This window comes from Rubrivivax sp. JA1026 (assembly GCF_011065555.1).
Taxonomy (GTDB): domain Bacteria; phylum Pseudomonadota; class Gammaproteobacteria; order Burkholderiales; family Burkholderiaceae_C; genus Rubrivivax; species Rubrivivax benzoatilyticus.
Genome location: NZ_JAALCQ010000001.1, coordinates 412622 through 429412 on the forward strand (window position 1 = coordinate 412622; position 16791 = coordinate 429412).

The 16791-nt window shown below is 67.8% G+C and carries 18 protein-coding genes and 1 pseudogene; 15 read left to right on the plus strand and 4 right to left on the minus strand.

Annotation, left to right across the window (positions count from 1 at the left end; genetic code table 11):
• Window position 1: 1 nt before the first annotated feature.
• On the minus strand, window positions 2-640 hold the full coding sequence (locus G5B56_RS01885; RefSeq protein WP_009857282.1) for a MotA/TolQ/ExbB proton channel family protein: 639 nt from the start codon (window positions 638-640) through the stop codon (window positions 2-4).
• Between the two features lie 323 nt (window positions 641-963).
• Here G5B56_RS01885 and xseA point away from each other — a divergent pair.
• Together xseA and G5B56_RS19840 are read left to right on the plus strand one after the other, a co-directional pair.
• Window positions 964-2244 (plus strand): annotated as a pseudogene (xseA, locus tag G5B56_RS19835) (exodeoxyribonuclease VII large subunit); the annotation flags it as partial.
• 87 nt (window positions 2245-2331) lie between these two features.
• A complete protein-coding gene (locus G5B56_RS19840) occupies window positions 2332-2916 on the plus strand; it encodes a Fe-Mn family superoxide dismutase (protein WP_240920642.1) in 585 nt (194 codons plus the stop codon).
• A 105-nt stretch (window positions 2917-3021) separates the two neighbouring features.
• Here G5B56_RS19840 and G5B56_RS01895 read toward each other — a convergent pair whose 3' ends face one another.
• On the minus strand, window positions 3022-3498 hold the full coding sequence (locus G5B56_RS01895) for a DUF192 domain-containing protein (protein WP_164962144.1): 477 nt from the start codon (window positions 3496-3498) through the stop codon (window positions 3022-3024).
• A 67-nt stretch (window positions 3499-3565) separates the two neighbouring features.
• Here G5B56_RS01895 and G5B56_RS01900 point away from each other — a divergent pair, with 67 nt between their 5' ends.
• Genes G5B56_RS01900 through G5B56_RS01940 form a run of 9 tightly spaced genes read left to right on the plus strand, consistent with a single transcriptional unit; the run spans window position 3566 to window position 11270 of the window.
• Window positions 3566-5800, plus strand: coding sequence for a cation-translocating P-type ATPase (locus tag G5B56_RS01900; RefSeq protein WP_240920621.1), 2235 nt, complete (start codon window positions 3566-3568; stop codon window positions 5798-5800).
• A gap of 9 nt (window positions 5801-5809) precedes the next feature.
• Window positions 5810-6046: a cbb3-type cytochrome oxidase assembly protein CcoS gene (gene ccoS / locus G5B56_RS01905; protein WP_164962146.1), complete on the plus strand. Its 237-nt coding sequence runs from the start codon at window positions 5810-5812 to the stop codon at window positions 6044-6046.
• Entirely contained in the window at window positions 6036-7475 is a 1440-nt protein-coding gene (gene ccoN, locus G5B56_RS01910; RefSeq protein ID WP_029718458.1) for a cytochrome-c oxidase, cbb3-type subunit I, read from the plus strand. Before ccoS ends, ccoN begins: the two co-directional genes overlap by 11 nt.
• A 22-nt stretch (window positions 7476-7497) precedes the next feature.
• On the plus strand, window positions 7498-8124 hold the full coding sequence (gene ccoO / locus G5B56_RS01915; protein ID WP_009857288.1) for a cytochrome-c oxidase, cbb3-type subunit II: 627 nt from the start codon (window positions 7498-7500) through the stop codon (window positions 8122-8124).
• Window positions 8125-8138: 14 nt separating this feature from the next.
• Window positions 8139-8306, plus strand: a complete 168-nt coding sequence (locus G5B56_RS01920) for a CcoQ/FixQ family Cbb3-type cytochrome c oxidase assembly chaperone (protein WP_029718459.1) — start codon at window positions 8139-8141, stop codon at window positions 8304-8306.
• On the plus strand, window positions 8303-9217 hold the full coding sequence (gene ccoP, locus G5B56_RS01925) for a cytochrome-c oxidase, cbb3-type subunit III (RefSeq protein ID WP_009857290.1): 915 nt from the start codon (window positions 8303-8305) through the stop codon (window positions 9215-9217). The genes G5B56_RS01920 and ccoP overlap by 4 nt, the downstream gene beginning before the upstream one ends.
• 13 nt (window positions 9218-9230) lie before the next feature.
• Complete coding sequence (ccoG, locus tag G5B56_RS01930; RefSeq protein WP_164962147.1) at window positions 9231-10721, plus strand: cytochrome c oxidase accessory protein CcoG; 1491 nt, start codon at window positions 9231-9233, stop codon at window positions 10719-10721.
• Between the two features lie 23 nt (window positions 10722-10744).
• Window positions 10745-10984: a hypothetical protein gene (locus G5B56_RS01935; protein ID WP_240920622.1), complete on the plus strand. Its 240-nt coding sequence runs from the start codon at window positions 10745-10747 to the stop codon at window positions 10982-10984.
• 52 nt (window positions 10985-11036) lie between these two features.
• Window positions 11037-11270: a hypothetical protein gene (locus tag G5B56_RS01940; protein ID WP_009857293.1), complete on the plus strand. Its 234-nt coding sequence runs from the start codon at window positions 11037-11039 to the stop codon at window positions 11268-11270.
• A gap of 48 nt (window positions 11271-11318) precedes the next feature.
• Here G5B56_RS01940 and fnr read toward each other — a convergent pair whose 3' ends face one another.
• Window positions 11319-12062 carry a fumarate/nitrate reduction transcriptional regulator Fnr gene (gene fnr, locus G5B56_RS01945; protein ID WP_009857294.1) on the minus strand — a complete coding sequence of 248 codons (744 nt, stop codon included), beginning with the start codon at window positions 12060-12062 and terminating at the stop codon, window positions 11319-11321.
• A 187-nt stretch (window positions 12063-12249) separates the two neighbouring features.
• Here fnr and hemN point away from each other — a divergent pair, with 187 nt between their 5' ends.
• The 4 genes from hemN to G5B56_RS01965 all read left to right on the plus strand — a co-directional run bounded on the left by hemN (window position 12250) and on the right by G5B56_RS01965 (window position 16188).
• A complete protein-coding gene (hemN, locus tag G5B56_RS01950) occupies window positions 12250-13638 on the plus strand; it encodes an oxygen-independent coproporphyrinogen III oxidase (protein ID WP_029718461.1) in 1389 nt (462 codons plus the stop codon).
• Between the two features lie 57 nt (window positions 13639-13695).
• Entirely contained in the window at window positions 13696-14385 is a 690-nt protein-coding gene (locus tag G5B56_RS01955) for a sulfite exporter TauE/SafE family protein (protein ID WP_164962148.1), read from the plus strand.
• A gap of 145 nt (window positions 14386-14530) precedes the next feature.
• Window positions 14531-15787, plus strand: coding sequence for an NADP-dependent isocitrate dehydrogenase (icd, locus tag G5B56_RS01960; RefSeq protein ID WP_009857297.1), 1257 nt, complete (start codon window positions 14531-14533; stop codon window positions 15785-15787).
• 203 nt (window positions 15788-15990) lie between these two features.
• Complete coding sequence (locus tag G5B56_RS01965) at window positions 15991-16188, plus strand: hypothetical protein (protein WP_164962149.1); 198 nt, start codon at window positions 15991-15993, stop codon at window positions 16186-16188.
• Window positions 16189-16350: 162 nt separating this feature from the next.
• On the opposite strand, the gene G5B56_RS01970 is transcribed toward G5B56_RS01965, so the two are convergent.
• Window positions 16351-16590: a cold shock domain-containing protein gene (locus G5B56_RS01970; RefSeq protein WP_009857298.1), complete on the minus strand. Its 240-nt coding sequence runs from the start codon at window positions 16588-16590 to the stop codon at window positions 16351-16353.
• Between the last annotated feature and the right edge of the window lie 201 nt (window positions 16591-16791).

Here is a 16791-nt window from a genome sequence, read left to right on the forward strand (position 1 = left end):
CTCAGGCGGCCGGGTTGCCGCGCACGGCGAAACGCATCAGGTGCGGCACCAGGCGCTCGGCGGCCAGTTCCATCGTCAGCTGGAAGGCGTCGACCCGGCCGCGGAAGTAGCGGTAGAACATCAGCGACGGGATCGCGATGATCAGGCCGAAGGCGGTGTTGTAGAGCGCCACCGAGATGCCGTGGGCCAGCATCTGCGGGTTCGTCGCGCCGGTGGGCGCCTGCGAGCCGAAGATCTCGATCATGCCGATGACGGTGCCGAACAGCCCCAGCAGCGGCGCCGCCGCGGCGATCGTGCCGAGCGTGTTCAGGTAGCGCTCGGTCGTGTGCACCGCGGTGCGCCCGGCGTTCTCCATCGCCTGGCGCAGGGCCTGCTCCTGGATGCGCGGGTCGGCGATCACGGCCTGCAGGCCGGCGGCCAGCACGCCGCCCAGCAGCGAGTTGTCGGCCAGCTTGGCGACGACGTCCTGCGCCGGCAGGCTGTTGCGCGAAACGCCGATGACCTCGTCGAGCAGCGTCGGGGGGGCGATCAGCGGCGTGCGCAGGTGATACAGCCGCTCCATGATGAGCGCCAGGGCCACGATCGAGCAGAGGATCAGGAGCCAGATCGGCCAGCCGGCCGCTTGTATGATCGTCAGCAAGGGGTTCTTCGAGGTGAGCGGCAGGGCTCGCCGCAGCCGGCGGATTATGAGGCAAGCCCTGTCCGCCACAGCCGCTGCGGCGCAATCTGCGAAGCCCCCGGCGCGTATCCACGCCATTTGTGGATAACTTTGTGGAGAAGCCGTCGGCAGCCGCTCCAAACCCGCGCCAGGATTGGGCCGCGCTTGGTTTGCCCCATTTTTCAGCATTTTTTTCTTCAGTGAAATCAATCACTTGCGAGATCTTCGTGGGCTCCCGGCGTGGTATACGCGCCCGCCTGACCTGATGTTCCGGCCTGTGGAGTTCCGCCGTGACGGGGGGTGCAATGAGCGCGCCTGACCCGGCTGCGGGTGTGGCGTCGCCGCGCCAGGTGTGGAGCGTCGCGGGGCTGTTGCTGGCCACCGCCGATGCCTTGTCGGCGCGTTTCGGCGCGGTCGCCGTGCGCGGCGAAATCTCGGGTTTCACGCGCGCCGCCAGCGGCCACTGTTATTTCTCGCTGAAGGACCACGACGGCCAGCCGGCGCTGCTGCGCTGCGCGATGTTCCGCCGCGCCGCGGCGCTGCTCGACTTCCAGCCTCGCGACGGCCTGCAGGTCGAGTTGCGCGGGCGGCTGGGTGTCTACGACGCGCGCGGCGAACTGCAGATCGTCGTCGAGGCGCTGCAGCGCCTGGGGGCGGGCACGCTGTACGAGGAGTTTCTGCGCCTGAGGGCCCGGCTGGAGGCGGCCGGACTCTTCGACGCGGCGCGCAAGCGGCCGATCCCGCCGCATCCGCGTGTTCTGGGCGTCGTCACCTCGCCCGGTGCCGCGGCGCTGCGCGACGTGCTCACCGCGCTGGCGCGGCGGGCGCCGCAGGTGGCGGTCGTCGTCTACCCGACGCCGGTCCAGGGCGGCGAGGCGCCGGCGGCGATCGTGGCCGCGCTGCGCACGGCGGCCGATCGCCGCGAGGTCCAGGTGCTGCTGCTGGTGCGCGGCGGCGGCTCGCTCGAGGACCTGTGGGCCTTCAACGACGAACGCGTGGTGCGCGCGGTGGCGGCGTCGCCGATCCCGGTGGTCTGCGGCGTGGGTCACGAGACCGACGTCACGCTGGCCGACCTTGCCGCCGACCTGCGCGCGCCGACGCCGACGGCGGCGGCGGAGCTGGCGGCGCCGGCCCGCGTCGACCTGCTGGTGGCGCTGGCGTCCCGGTCCGAGGCGCTGCAGCGTGCGCTGCGGCGCCAGCTCGATCGCCAGGCCCAGCGCCTGGACACCGCCGCGCTGCGCCTGGGGCGGCCGGCCGCCGGGGTGGCGCAGCAGCGTCAGCGGCTGGCGGCGCTGGAGCTGCGCTTGCAGCAGGCGCTGGCACCTCAGCTGTCGCAGCGAACGCAACGTGCGATGGCGCTGGGCCTGCGTCTGCGCGCGGCGACGGTGTCGCGCCTGGATCGCCTGCGCTCGAACCTCGAGCTCGGCCGCCAGCGTCTGGCGGCGCTCGACCCGGCGCGGGTGCTGCAGCGCGGCTACGCCTGGGTCGAGACACCTTCCGGGCGGCCGGTGCTGCGGGCGGGCGGGCTGCGGCCGGGCGACGAGCTGCGGGCCGTCTGGGCGGACGGGGCGGCGGCCATACGCGTCTTCGGGGTCGAACGGAAGGGGTCTGCATCAAATGAATGCGGTGCCTACAATCCCCGACAGCTTTCATCCACCCACAGGAACGACTCCATGGAACGCACGCTGCCTCCCCTGCCGTATGCCCTCGACGCCCTGGCGCCGCACTACAGCCGCGAGACGCTGGAGTACCACCACGGCAAGCACCACAACGCGTACGTCGTGAACCTGAACAACCTGCAGAAGGGCACCGAGTTCGAGGGTCTCGAGCTCGAGGAGGTCGTGCGCAAGTCTTCCGGCGGCATCTACAACAACGCCGCGCAGATCTGGAACCACACCTTCTTCTGGAGCTGCATGAAGCCCGAAGGCGGCGGCGAGCCGTCGGGTGCGCTGGCCGCGGCGATCGCGGCGAAGTGGGGCTCCTACGCTGCCTTCAAGGAGGCCTTCGTGAAGTCGGCGGTCGGCAACTTCGGCTCCGGCTGGACCTGGCTGGTCAAGAAGGCCGACGGCTCGGTCGACATCGTCAACATGGGTGCCGCGGGCACGCCGCTGACCACCGGCGACACGCCGCTGCTGACGGTCGATGTCTGGGAGCATGCATACTACATCGACTACCGCAACCTGCGCCCGAAGTTCGTCGAGACCTTCCTCGACAAGCTCGTGAACTGGTCGTTCGCCGAGGCGAACTACGCGGCCTGATCGCGTCTGATCCCCGGTCGATCACGCCCTGACGGGCTGATCGCGCTAACCGACCGCAAGCCCAACCGGCGCGGTCGGTTTTTTGTTTGAGTAAATCAGTGCGGCTCAGTTGCCAAACGGTGCGCCGCGGAGCTTGAAGCCGGCGCCAATGCCACGTTTGGCGAACCAGCCCTGACGCATCTCAAGGGCGAAGCGGACCGGCTTCGCCGAGCAGTGGGATTCGTCGCTTTGAGGCTGCATCTCGGCCGTGTTGACGACGGTGCCGTCGTCGGCGATGAACGCGATCGACAGCGGCAGCAAGGTGTTGCGCATCCAGAAGCAGCGCACCCCCGCCTCGCGGTTGAAGAACAGCATCCCTTCGTTCGGGCCCATCTCGCGCCTGAACATCATCCCGGTGGCTTGTTGCTCGGGGGTCTGCGCCACCTCGGCCTGGATCACGTGCATGCCCGCCGTCAATGGCACGGTGGGCAGCTTCGGCTGTGGCCCCCCCTGAGCGTGTGCTGCTCGTAGCGCAAAAAAGACAAGAAGTGCAAGTACTCCGGTCAAACGCGGATAGCTATAAACTTTGATATAGGTCGTCATGTTCGAGGCAGGAAGCGAAACTACATATTCCGGCGACGGTGACCGCCGCCCCCGATCTCCAGCTTCCATGAGTCTCACCGGCATCGCCCCCGTCCAGCAAGCGGCCCCCTCCCTGGCCGCCGTCGACGATCCTTTGGAGCAGGCGCGTTTCACGCGCTGGGTCCAGGAGAGCGACGGGGTGCGGCTGGGCGAATCGGCGCTGCAGGTCTCCGGCATGTACTGCGCCGCCTGCACCGGCATCATCGAGAACGCGCTGCGGGCGGTCGACGGCGTGCGCGAGGCGCGTGTCAGCGCCGCGGCACAGCGTGCCACCGTGCGCTGGGATCCGGCCCGCACGCAGCCTTCCGCGTTGATCGCCGCGATCCGCGCCGCCGGCTACGACGCGGTTCCCGACGCCGCGGCGCCGGCGCGCGAGATGCGTCGCGCCGAGCACCGTGCCGCGCTGTGGCGCCTGTTCGTGGCGAGCTTCTGCGCCATGCAGGTCATGATGTTCGCGACCCCCAGCTACGTCGCGGGCCCGGCGGACTTCTCGATGGAGATGCGGCAACTGCTCAACTGGGGCAGCTGGGTGCTGTCGATCCCGGTGGTGCTGTTCTCGGCCGGGCCGTTCTTCCGCGGCGCCTGGCGCGGGCTGCGCAGCGGCCGCATCGGCATGGACGTGCCGGTCGCGATCGGCGTGGCCGTGACCTTCGTCGCCAGCACCGGGGCGACCTTCGACCCGGCAGGCGTCTTCGGTCATGAGGTGTACTTCGACTCGCTGACGATGTTCGTCAGCTTCCTGCTCGGTGGGCGCTACCTGGAGTTGCGTGCCCGCCATCGTGCGGCGGCGGCGCTGGAAGGGGCCCTGGCCCGTCTGCCCGAGACCGCGCAGCGGCTCGAGGCCGACGGCAGCACCACCGAAGTGAGTGTTCAGCGGCTCGTCGCCGGCGACCGGGTGCGCGTCGCGCTCGGGCAGGCCTTCCCGGCGGACGGCGCGCTCGTCGACGGGGCGACCCAGGCCGACGAGTCGCTGCTGACCGGCGAGTCGGTCGCGGTTGACAAGCCCCTCGGCGCGGCGGTCGTCGCCGGCAGCCTGAACCTCGGTGCGCCGGTCACGATGCTCGTCGAGCGGGCCGGCGCCGACACACGCTACGAGGCCATCGTCTCGATGATGCGCGAGGCGATGTCGCAGCGCCCGGCGCTGGCGCGCGTCGCCGACCACTGGGCGGTGCCCTTCCTGTGGACGGTGCTGCTGCTGGCCGCCGGCGGTGCGGCCGTCTGGAGCGTCATCGATCCTTCGCGTGCGATCTGGGTCGCGGTCTCGGTCCTGATCGTCACCTGCCCCTGCGCGCTGTCGCTGGCGGCGCCGGCGACGATGGTCGCCGCCGCCGGCGGCCTGGCGCGCCGCGGCGTGCTGCTGCAGCGCCTGGACGCTCTCGAGGATCTCGCCCGTGCCGAGCGGGTGTTCATCGACAAGACCGGCACCCTGACCGAAGACCGTCCGGCGCTCGCCGTGACCCGGGTCTTCGACGAGTCGGTGGACGCGCTGGGCCATGCCGCTTCGCTGGCCGCCTGGTCGCGTCACCCCATGTCGCAGACGCTGGCGGCGGCGCTGCCGGCCAGCGGGCGGATCTGGCAGTCGGTCGAGGAAGTGGCCGGCGAGGGCCTGCGCGGAGTCGACGGCGATGGCGTGCCGTGGTGTCTCGGCCGAGCCGCGTTTGCCGGGGCGGCCGAGCGCGACGAGGTGCAGGTCTGGCTGTCGCGTGACGGCAAGCCCGTGGCGGCCTTCGGGTTCGACGAACTGCTGCGCCCCGGTGCCGATGACGCGGTGCGTGCGCTGCAGGCTGCCGGCGTGCGTGTCACGCTGCTGTCTGGCGATGCGCCGGCCCGTGCGGCCCGCCTGGCGGCTCGCCTCGGCCTCGACTCCTTCGTCGGCGGCGCCCGTCCCGAGGACAAGCTGGCGGCGGTGGCCGCGGCTCAGCGCGCCGGTGACCGCGTCGTCATGGTCGGCGACGGCGTCAACGACGCGCCGGTCCTGGCGCGCGCCGACGTGTCGCTGGCGATGGGGCAGGGTGCGCTGGTCGCCCGCGCCCAGGCCGATGCCGTGCTGGCGTCGAACCGGCCGCTGGACCTCGTCACGGCGCGTTGCGTCGCCGCCCGCGCGATGCGCATCGTGCGGCAGAACATGATCTGGGCCGCGGCGTACAACGCCGCGTGCATTCCGCTGGCCCTGGTGGGCTGGCTACCGCCGTGGGCCGCTGGCCTGGGCATGGCGGGTAGTTCGCTCTTCGTGGTGCTGAACGCGCTGCGGGCGGGGCGCTGAGGTCGTCGCATGGACATCCTGTACCTGCTCATCCCGCTGTCGGCGGTGCTGGTGCTGATCATCCTCGGCGTCTTCGGCTGGGCCCTGCATCGCGGTCAGTTCGAGGACCTCGAGCACGAAGGCGAGCGCATCTTGCGGGACGACGATGGTCCGGTTGATGACCATCAAGTCTTAACCCAGATCAAGCCAGAAAAATCGTCAAATTTGCTTCCTGAACGACGCGAGGAGAAGCCGTATGGCTCATGAATCGTCACCGGCGACCCCGGTGTACTACGACACCCCGGTGAGGTATTTCTCCGTGGTGGCCGTGCTGTGGGGGATCGTCGGCATGCTGGTGGGGGTGATCATCGCCGCCCAGCTGGCATGGCCGGACCTGAACTTCGGCATCCCCTACATCACTTACGGGCGTCTGCGGCCGCTGCACACCAACGCGGTCATCTTCGCGTTTGGTGGCTCGGCGCTGTTCGCGACCTCCTACCACGTCGTCCAGCGCACCTGTCAGGCCTCGCTGTTCCTGCCCAAGCTGGCGATGTTCACGTTCTGGGGCTGGCAGGTGGTGATCCTGCTCGCGGCGATCTCGCTGCCGCTGGGCTTCACGACCGGCAAGGAGTACGCCGAGCTCGAGTGGCCGATCGACATCCTGATCGCCGTCGTGTGGGTGTCCTACGCCATCGTGTTCTTCGGCACGATCGGCAAGCGCACCGTGCGTCACATCTACGTGGCGAACTGGTTCTTCGGCGCCTTCATCATCGCCGTGGCGCTGCTGCACATCGTCAACAGCGCCGAAGTGCCGGTGTCGCTGACCAAGAGCTACTCGGTCTACGCGGGCGTTCAGGACGCGATGGTCCAGTGGTGGTACGGCCATAACGCCGTCGGCTTCTTCCTCACCGCCGGCTTCCTGGGGATGATGTATTACTACATCCCGAAGCAGGCCGGCCGCCCGGTCTACAGCTACCGCCTGTCGATCGTGCACTTCTGGGCACTGATCTTCACGTACATGTGGGCGGGCCCGCACCACCTGCACTACACCGCGTTGCCCGACTGGACGCAGTCGATCGGCATGATCTTCTCGCTGGTCCTGCTGGCCCCGAGCTGGGGCGGCATGATCAACGGCATCATGACGCTGTCGGGCGCCTGGCATAAGTTGCGCGACGACCCGATCCTGAAGTTCCTGATCGTCTCGCTGTCGTTCTACGGCATGTCGACCTTCGAAGGGCCGATGATGTCGATCAAGACGGTCAACGCGCTGTCCCACTACACGGACTGGACCGTCGGCCACGTGCACAGTGGTGCGCTCGGCTGGGTGGGCCTGATCTCGATGGGCTCGCTGTACCACCTGATCCCGCGCATGTTCGGCCGCCAGACGATGTACAGCACGCGCGCCATCGAGCTGCACTTCTGGATCGCCACGATCGGCATCGTGCTCTACATCGCCGCGATGTGGATCGCCGGTGTCATGCAGGGTCTGATGTGGCGTGCGGTCAACCCCGACGGCACGCTGGTCTACAGCTTCGTCGAAGGCGTCAAGGCCACGTACCCGTTCTACGTGATCCGCCTCGGCGGCGGCCTGCTGTACCTGACCGGCATGGTCATCATGGCCTGGAACACGGTCATGACCATCAAGAGCGGCAAGGTCGTCCCGGCCCCGATCCCGATGGTCGCCGCCCACGCCTGACCGCCAGAACCCTAGGAGATACATGACCATGGCAAAAAACCATGCCGTCGGCGGTCACGAGAAGATCGAGACCAGCAACTTCCTGATGATCGTGCTGATCCTGCTGACGGTTGCCGTCGGCGGGCTCGTCGAGATCGTGCCGCTGTTCTTCCAGCGCTCGACGACCCAGCCGGTCGAAGGCCTGAAGCCCTACACGCCGCTGCAGCTGGCCGGCCGTGACATCTACATCCGCGAGGGCTGCTACGGCTGCCACTCGCAGATGGTGCGTCCGTTCCGTTCCGAGACGCTGCGCTACGGCCACTACTCGATGGCCGGCGAGTTCGTCTACGACCATCCGTTCCAGTGGGGCAGCAAGCGCACGGGCCCCGACCTGCAGCGCGTGGGTGGCCGCTACAGCGACGAGTGGCACCGCATTCACCTGAACAACCCGCGTGATCTGGTGCCCGAGTCCAACATGCCGGCCTACCCCTGGCTGTCGCGCAACGAGGTCGACGCCGACGGTCTGGCGCCGCGCATGAAGGCGCTGCGCTCGGTCGGCGTGCCCTACAGCGACGACGAGATCGCGCAGGCGGCCGGCGAGGTCAAGGGCAAGACCGAGATGGACGCGGTCATCGCCTACCTGCAGGTGCTGGGAACGGCCGTCAAGTGACGCCGTCCACGACCATGGACATCAACACCCTCCGCACCATCGTCACCGTCGCGAGCTTCGCGCTCTTCATCGGGATCGTGGTCTGGGCCTGGTCTCGGCGGCGCCGTGGCCAATTCGATGAGGCCGCGATGCTTCCCTTCGCCGAGAAGGAAGGCGTCGAGGCCTCAGGAGAACGGAAATGAGCGATTTCTTCAACTCAGGCTGGTCGCTTTATGTGGCCGGCATCACCATCGTCAGCCTGGTCTTCTGCCTGGTGCTGCTGATCATCGCCAGCCGCCGCAAGGTGATGGCCGACGACAACACGACCGGCCACGTCTGGGACGAGGACCTGCGCGAACTGAACAACCCCCTGCCGCGCTGGTGGGCCGGGCTGTTCCTCGTGACGGTCGCGTTCGCGGTCATCTATCTGGTTCTGTATCCGGGTCTCGGCAGCCACAAGGGTTCGCTGCAGTGGACCAGCACCGGCCAGCACTCGACCGAGATGGAAAAGGCGCGTGAACAGATGGCGCCGCTGTACGCGAAGTTCGTCGACCAGCCCGCCGAGGTGCTGGCCAAGGACCCGCAGGCGATGGCCATCGGCGAGCGCCTGTTCGCCAACAACTGCGCCCAGTGCCATGGCTCGGATGCTCGCGGCAGCAAGGGTTTCCCCAACCTGACCGACAACGACTGGCTGCATGGCGGCACGCTCGACAAGATCAAGGAAACGATCACCCTCGGCCGCGTCGGCAACATGCCGCCGATGGCTGCAGCCGTCGGCACGCCCGAAGACGTGAAGAACGTCGCCCAGTACGTGCTGAGCCTGTCGGGCAGCCCGCACAACGAGGTGGCGGCGCAGCAGGGCAAGGCGAAGTTCGCGGTCTGCGCGGCCTGCCACGGCCCCGACGGCAAGGGCATGCAGGCGGTGGGTTCGGCCAACCTGACCGACAAGATCTGGCTGCACGGTTATGGCGAGCAGGCGATCGTCGACATGGTCGTCAACGGCAAGGTCAACATCATGCCGGCGCAGGCCTCGCGGCTGAGCCCGGAGCAGATCCACGTGCTGGGTGCCTACGTCTGGAGCCTGTCGCAGACGAGCACCGTCGCGACGCGCTGAACGGGAGCATGAGATGAGCCAGGCCCGGGCCGACCTCGACAACCGGCCCGTCCCGGCATCGGCCGCCTCGGACGAGGCGCCGGCGACAGCCGGTGCCGCGACCGAGGCGGTCGTTTCTCTTTACGTCAAGAGCAAGCGCATCTACGCACGCTCGGTCTCGGGCTGGTTCAACGGCTGGCGCTGGGCGCTGGTGTGGATCACGCAGCTCGTGTTCTACGGCCTGCCCTGGCTCGACTGGAACGCGCGCCAGGCGGTGCTCTTCGATCTCGGGGCGCGGCGCTTCTACATCTTCGGGCTGGTCCTGTATCCGCAGGACCTGATCTACCTGTCGGCGCTGCTGATGATCTCGGCGTATGCGCTGTTCCTGTTCACCGCGGTGGCCGGGCGGCTGTGGTGCGGCTACGCCTGCCCGCAGACGGTCTACACCGAGATCTTCATGTGGGTCGAGCGGCGCTTCGAAGGCGACCGCAACGCCCGCATGCGGCTCGATGCCGGCCCCTGGAACTTCCAGCGGCTGTGGCGCAAGAGCGCAACGCAGACCGTCTGGATCCTGATCGCGCTGTGGACCGGCCTGACCTTCGTCGGCTACTTCACCCCCATCCGCGAGCTGCTGCCATCCGCGTTCGCTTTCACGCTCGGCCCGTGGGAGACCTTCTGGACGCTGTTCTACGGCTTCGCCACCTGGGGCAACGCCGGCTACATGCGCGAGCAGGTCTGCAAGTACATGTGCCCGTACGCGCGTTTCCAGAGCGCGATGTTCGACAAGGACACGCTGATCGTCAGCTACGACGCCGAGCGGGGAGACCCGCGCGGCACGCGTTCGCGCAAGGTCGACGCGCGCAGCCAGGGGCTGGGCGACTGCATCGACTGCGGGTTGTGCGTCCAGGTCTGTCCCACGGGCATCGACATTCGCGATGGCCTGCAGTACGAGTGCATCGGCTGCACCGCCTGCATCGACGTCTGCAATGGCGTGATGGACAAGATGAAGTACCCGCGCGGGCTGATCCGCTATGCCACGCAGAACGGCATGGCGCAGCACCAGACGCGCGGGCAGATGCTGCAGCGGGTGTTCCGGCCGCGGGTGCTGGTGTACACCGCGATCCTGTTCGTCATCGTCGGCGCATTCGCCGCCAGCCTCGCGCTTCGACACCCGTTCCGCGTCGACGTGGTGCGTGACCGGGCGTCGCTCGCCCGCATCGTCGACGACGGCTACATCGAGAACCTGTACCGGCTGCAGGTCATGAACGCCACCGAGTCGCCGCAGCGCTACCGCGTGCGTGCCGAAGGCCTGGCGGGCATGGTGATCGACGGGCAGCCGGAGTTCGACGTCGAATCCGCCGGCGCCCGCTGGGTGACGATCGCGCTGCGCGTGCCGCCGCAAACCGCCACGCAGGCAGGGCCCGGTGCCCACACGATACAGTTCCACGTCGACCGGCTGCCCGACGCCCGGGATCCGTCTTCCGTGGTCGCTTCCGAGAATTCCACCTTCGTCGTCCCCCGCTGAAGCGGCCACGACAGGAGTCCCTGATGAGTCCGAATCAAGTTTCCCGCGACACGACGCCCTGGTGGCGCATCGGCATGGTCTGGCTGGTCCTTGGCGGTCCGCTGGTGGTCGTCGTCGCGTCGCTGTCGACGGCCGTGATCGCGATCCGCGGCGCCGAGGCGGTGATCACCGAGGTGCCGTCTTCGGTTCCTCAATCCGGCCAGGTGCAGGCGGACACGCCGGCCGTCGCGGCTCGCAACCACGCCGCCACGGCGGCGCCCTGACGCGCTTTTCGCGGGCACGGTCATGAAGCGGCGGGCAAGAGACTGGAGCGCCGTGCTCTGGCCGGCCTTCATGGCGGCTGTGGTGCTCGAGCTGGCGCTGTTCGCCTTCGTCGACCCGGCCTCGCTGCGCTGGCTCGGCGGTGCGGTGGTCGAACTGCAGCCGGTGGCGGTCTACACCGTGGCCTTCTTCGCCTTGTGGGTGGTCGTGGCCGCGGCGGCGGGCCTGACGCTGCTGCTGTCGCGCAGCGAAGCCGAGATCAACAGCCGCAGCTTTCGCGGCCGCTGAAAGCAAGACGCCGCGCGGTGCGCGGCGTCTGGCGTATGGGCAGCCGTCTCAGCAGGCGGCCGAGGAGCCGTTGACGAGCTTCTGCAGGGCTTGCGGGTCGAGCACGCGGATCTGGCGTTGCTTGACTTCCAGGATGCCGTCATCCTGGAACTTCGAGAAGGTGCGGCTGACCGTCTCGAGCTTCAGGCCCAGGTAGCTGCCGATCTCTTCGCGCGTCATGCGCAGGATCAGCGAATGCGGCGAGAAGCCGCGCGTCTGCAGCCGTTGGGTCAGGTTCAGGAGGAAGGCAGCGAGGCGTTCCTCGGCCCGCATGCTGCCCAGCAGCAGCATCACGCCGTGATCGCGAACGATCTCGCGGCTCATGATCTTGTGCAGCTGGCGCTGCAGGTCGCTGAACTCGCGCGACAGGTCTTCCAGCTGCTGGAACGGGATCACGCAGACTTGCGAGTCTTCGAGCGCGACCGAGTCGCAGGTGTGGCGGTCGGTGCCGATGCCGTCGAGGCCGAGCAGTTCACCGGCCATCTGGAAGCCCGTCACCTGGTCCCGCCCGTCTTCCGACGAGACGCAGGTCTTGAAGAAGCCGGTGCGCACCGCGTACAGCGACAGGAACGGATCGCCGGCGCGGAACAGCGTCTCGCCGCGCGGCACTGCACGGCGCGTTGCCACCATCGTGTCCAGGCGCTCGAGCTGATCGTTGGACATGCCGACCGGCAGACACAGTTCTCGCAGATTGCAGCTCGAGCACGCGACCTTGAACGGTTCGAGCCGGATGCCGGAAGACGTGTTGTTCATAGGGGTTCGACGATTGGAAGCAGTTCGGTCCGGCGTGGCGGTGTTCACCCGAGTATCGCTCATGACGTCGCTCAAGGGCAGGGGCGATTCTTCGCTCGCGTCCCGGGGTGTCGCTTGAGGCAGATCAAGCCCGTCAGGTGGGGGTTTGGCACAGTCCAGCCCGTACCGCATGACGGCCGGATGAATTATGGACACGATTGTTCCTGAAGCACTGCTGAGGCGCCTCGACGTGCCCGGCCCCCGCTATACCTCTTACCCCACCGCGGATCGCTTCGGCGAGGCCTTCGGCCCAGCAGAGTACCGGCAGGCGCTGCGCCAACGAGCCGAAGGCAGCACCGTCGGCGGCACGCCGCCGCTGTCGCTTTATATCCACATCCCGTTCTGCGAATCGGTCTGCTACTACTGCGCCTGCAACAAGATCATCACGAAGCACCACGAGCGCAGCACCGAGTACCTCGATGCGCTCGAGGCCGAGATTGCGATGCATGTCGCCGAGCTGGGCAAGGGGCAGACGGTTTCGCAACTGCACTTCGGTGGCGGCTCGCCGACCTTCCTCACCGACGAGGAGATCGCCCGGCTGATGAACACGCTGCGCGACGCGTTCAAGGTCGTCGCCGGCGCCGAGATCTCCATTGAGGTCGATCCGCGCACTGCGACGCCGGAGCGGCTGCGCAGCCTGGCGGCCGTCGGCTTCAACCGCATCAGCTTCGGCATCCAGGACTTCGATCCCGAGGTGCAGGAGGCCGTGCACCGCGTCCAGTCCTATGACAGCGTGCGCGATCTCGTGATCGCCGCCCGTGCCAACGGCTTCGAGTCGATCAACGCCGACCTGATCTACGGCCTGCCCAAGCAGACGCCGGAGTCGTTCGCGCGCACCATCCAGCAGATCGCCGAGCTGCGCCCGGACCGCATCGCGCTGTACGCCTATGCGCACCTGCCGACCCGCTTCAAGCCGCAGCGCCGCATCCTCGCCGAGGATCTGCCCAAGGGCGAAGAGCGCATCAAGATGCTCGGTGGCGCGATCGCCGGCTTCATCGCCGCGGGCTACACCTACATCGGCATGGATCACTTCGCGCTGCCCGGTGACGCCTTGTCGGCGGCGCGCCGCCAGGGGCGCCTGCACCGCAACTTCCAGGGCTACAGCACGCAACCCGACTGCGACCTGATCGCGCTGGGCGTGTCGTCTATCGGCCGCATGGGTGCGACCTACAGCCAGAACGCCAAGACCCTGCCCGAGTACTACGAGTCGATCGCCAAGGGTGAATTCCCGATCGTGCGCGGCCTCGCGCTGACGCGCGACGACCTGCTGCGCCAGGCGGTGATCATGGCCATCATGTGCCAGGGGCGCGTCGAGTACGAGTCGATCGAACTCTCCCACATGATCAAGTTCCGCGACTACTTCGCGGCCGAGATCGAGGACCTCAAGCCCTTCGCCGAAGGCGGTCTCGTCGAGGTGAACGACGACTCGATCCAGATCACCGCGCTGGGCTGGTACTACGTGCGCGGCGTGGCCGCCGTCTTCGACAAGCACCTGCGCGCCAGCGGCAACCGCGAGCGCTTCTCGCGCATCATCTGAGTCGGCACGGGTTATCCCGCAACGGGATAATCCGCGCATGACTCAGCAAGGCCCCGCGTGGACTTCGCGCTCGTCGTCAGCGCGCTGATGCTCGGGCTGGCCGGGGCGCCGCACTGCATCGCGATGTGCGGCGCGGCGTGCACCGCGGTGCTGCCGCGCGGCCAGCCGGCTGCCCTCTGGAGCTTCCATCTCGCGCGTGTTCTGGGTTACGCGATGGCCGGTGCGCTGGTCGCGTCCGGCGTCAACCTCCTGTCCGCGGTCGGGGAGCTGAGCCCCGCGTTGCGGCCGCTGTGGACTCTGGCCCACGCCGCGGCGCTGGCCCTCGGGGTCTGGCTGGTGTGGAAGGGGCGCCAGCCGCAATGGCTGGAGAACATCGGCCGCAGTGCCCAGCGCCGTGCGCCGCAGGCCGACGCCGGCGGCTGGCAGCGTATCAAGGGGCCGGCGCGCGCGGCAACGGCGGGATCGTTCTGGGTGGCCTGGCCCTGCGGGCTGCTGCAGTCGGCCCTGGTCGTCGCCGCGCTGGCGAACACCGCCGCCGCCGGCGCTGCCGCGATGGGGGCCTTCGCCGTCGCCAGCGGTGCCGGGCTGGTGCTCGGGCCGATGCTCTGGTTGCGCCTCGGCGTGTCGGCCTCGGCGGCTGCGACGACCTGGGCCACGCGCGCCGCCGGCGCGCTGCTCGCGCTCGCGTCCGGCTGGGCGCTCGGCCACGGCCTGTGGATGCAGTGGCAGGCCTACTGCGCCACCTGAGGCCGTGCCCGGCACGGCGTGTCCAGCCGATGTCCGGAGATCTCCCTGGCACGTCAGTCGCCAGACAGTCGTTGACCTAGAATCAATTCCCGCGAATTCATTCCCCGACGACCCACCGCACGCGCGGTTTGTGGAGACCTCTTTCATGTACCAGCACATCAAGGTGCCCGAGGGCGGGCAGAAGATCACGGTCAACGCCGACTTCTCGCTGAACGTCCCTGATCAGCCCATCATTCCGTACATCGAGGGCGACGGCACCGGCTTCGACATCACGCCGGTGATGCTGAAGGTGGTCGATGCGGCAGTCGCCAAGAGCTACGGCGGCAAGCGCAAGATCCACTGGATGGAGGTCTACGCCGGCGAGAAGTCGACCAAGGTCTACGGCCCCGACGTCTGGCTGCCCGAGGAGACGCTGCACGCAGTGCGCGACTACGTCGTGTCGATCAAGGGCCCGCTGACGACGCCGGTCGGTGGCGGCATCCGCAGCCTGAACGTCGCGCTGCGCCAGGAACTCGATCTCTACGTCTGTCTGCGCCCGATCCAGTACTTCAAGGGCGTGCCGACGCCGCTGAAGGAGCCGGAGAAGACCAACATGGTCATCTTCCGCGAGAACTCCGAGGACATCTACGCCGGCATCGAGTGGGAAGCCCAGAGCGACAAGGCGAAGAAGGTCATCAAGTTCCTCATCGAGGAAATGGGCGTCAAGAAGATCCGTTTCCCCGAGACCTCGGGCATCGGCATCAAGCCCGTCTCGAAGGAAGGGACCGAGCGCCTGGTGCGCAAGGCGATCCAGTACGCCGTCGACAACGACAAGCCCAGCGTGACCATCGTGCACAAGGGCAACATCATGAAGTTCACCGAAGGTGGCTTCCGTGACTGGGCCTACGCGCTGGCGCAGCGCGAGTTCGGCGCCCAGCCGATCGACGGCGGCCCGTGGTGCTCGTTCAAGAACCCGAGGACCGGCAAGGACATCGTCATCAAGGACTCGATCGCTGACGCCTTCCTGCAGCAGATCCTGCTGCGCCCGGCCGAGTACTCGGTGATCGCGACGCTCAACCTGAACGGCGACTACGTCTCCGACGCGCTGGCGGCGCAGGTCGGCGGCATCGGCATCGCTCCGGGCGCCAACCTGTCGGACTCGGTGGCGATGTTCGAGGCGACGCACGGCACCGCGCCCAAGTACGCCGGCAAGGACTACGTCAACCCGGGCTCCGAGATCCTCTCGGCCGAGATGATGCTGCGCCACATGGGCTGGACCGAGGCTGCCGACCTGATCATCAGCGCGATGGAGAAGTCCATCCTGAGCAAGCAGGTGACCTACGACTTCGCGCGCCTGATGGACGGCGCGACGCAGGTCTCGTGCTCCGGCTTCGGCAAGGTGATGATCGAGCAGATGGGCTGAGGCGCGGGTTCAAGCCCGTCGTCCACTGATTGCGGCGCCTGCGGGCGCCGTTTTCATGTGTCGGCCCTGCGCGGGATGAAGCGCTATGGATAGTGCCTTTCTATCGACGCGCTGAAGCCCATGAATCGAAACTTGTTTCATCATCCTGCTGCGATGGCGCCGGCGAACCGGGCGCGTGGGCGAGCGAGGAGACCGGGCGGGTGATGAAGAACGTGGAGACGAACGCGGGCGTCGGGATCGCCGGAGCGCGGCCGGTGTTCGTGATCCGGCCGAGTCAGCTGGGTCCAAGGGATGCCGCTGCGGCGCTGAACTGCCGGGTTGGCAAGTGCTGCCGCAGCAAACCCCGCTGCAAAAACTGCCCGGCGCGCAAGAAAAAGCGGGACTCGAAGTCCTGCTCGTGATCCTGGGTCGGCGCGCCGGCCCCGGCTGTGGCCGATATTCGTTTCGGCTTGAACACCTTGCCGGGCGTTGCCTCAGATATTGATAGAAATCAATATGTGCGGCAACCGTCCGGGGCGGGATTTCCCGAAATCAGATCGGGGTGCCCGCGGCGGCGAGCCCCGTCAGGCGACGGTCTGCGGAGCCGCCGGCGTCGCAGTGGCGACGGGCCGGATGTTCTGCGCCAGATTGCCTTTGGGGCCCTGGACGAGTTCGAACTCCACTCGACTGCCTTGCTTCAGGGTCCGGAAACCGTCCATCTGCACCGCCGAGAAGTGAGCGAAGACGTCCGCACCACCACCCTCGGGTTCGATGAAACCGAAGCCCTTGGCATCGTTGAACCACTTCACCGTACCGACCGCCATTGTTTCCACCTCGCTTAACTGCGCGCGAATATCGAAAATGATTCTCGCGATGCCGTCGGAAGAGTGTCAAGGCGAAGTGACGCTCTGCTGTGTCGTGGATTCGACAAACATTGGTCAAATTGGTGCGCGGCCGCAGCAGAGCGCCCGAGTCCGTTGGGGGCTTGAACTTGCGCTTGCGGCATCAACATGTCCAGGGCGCGG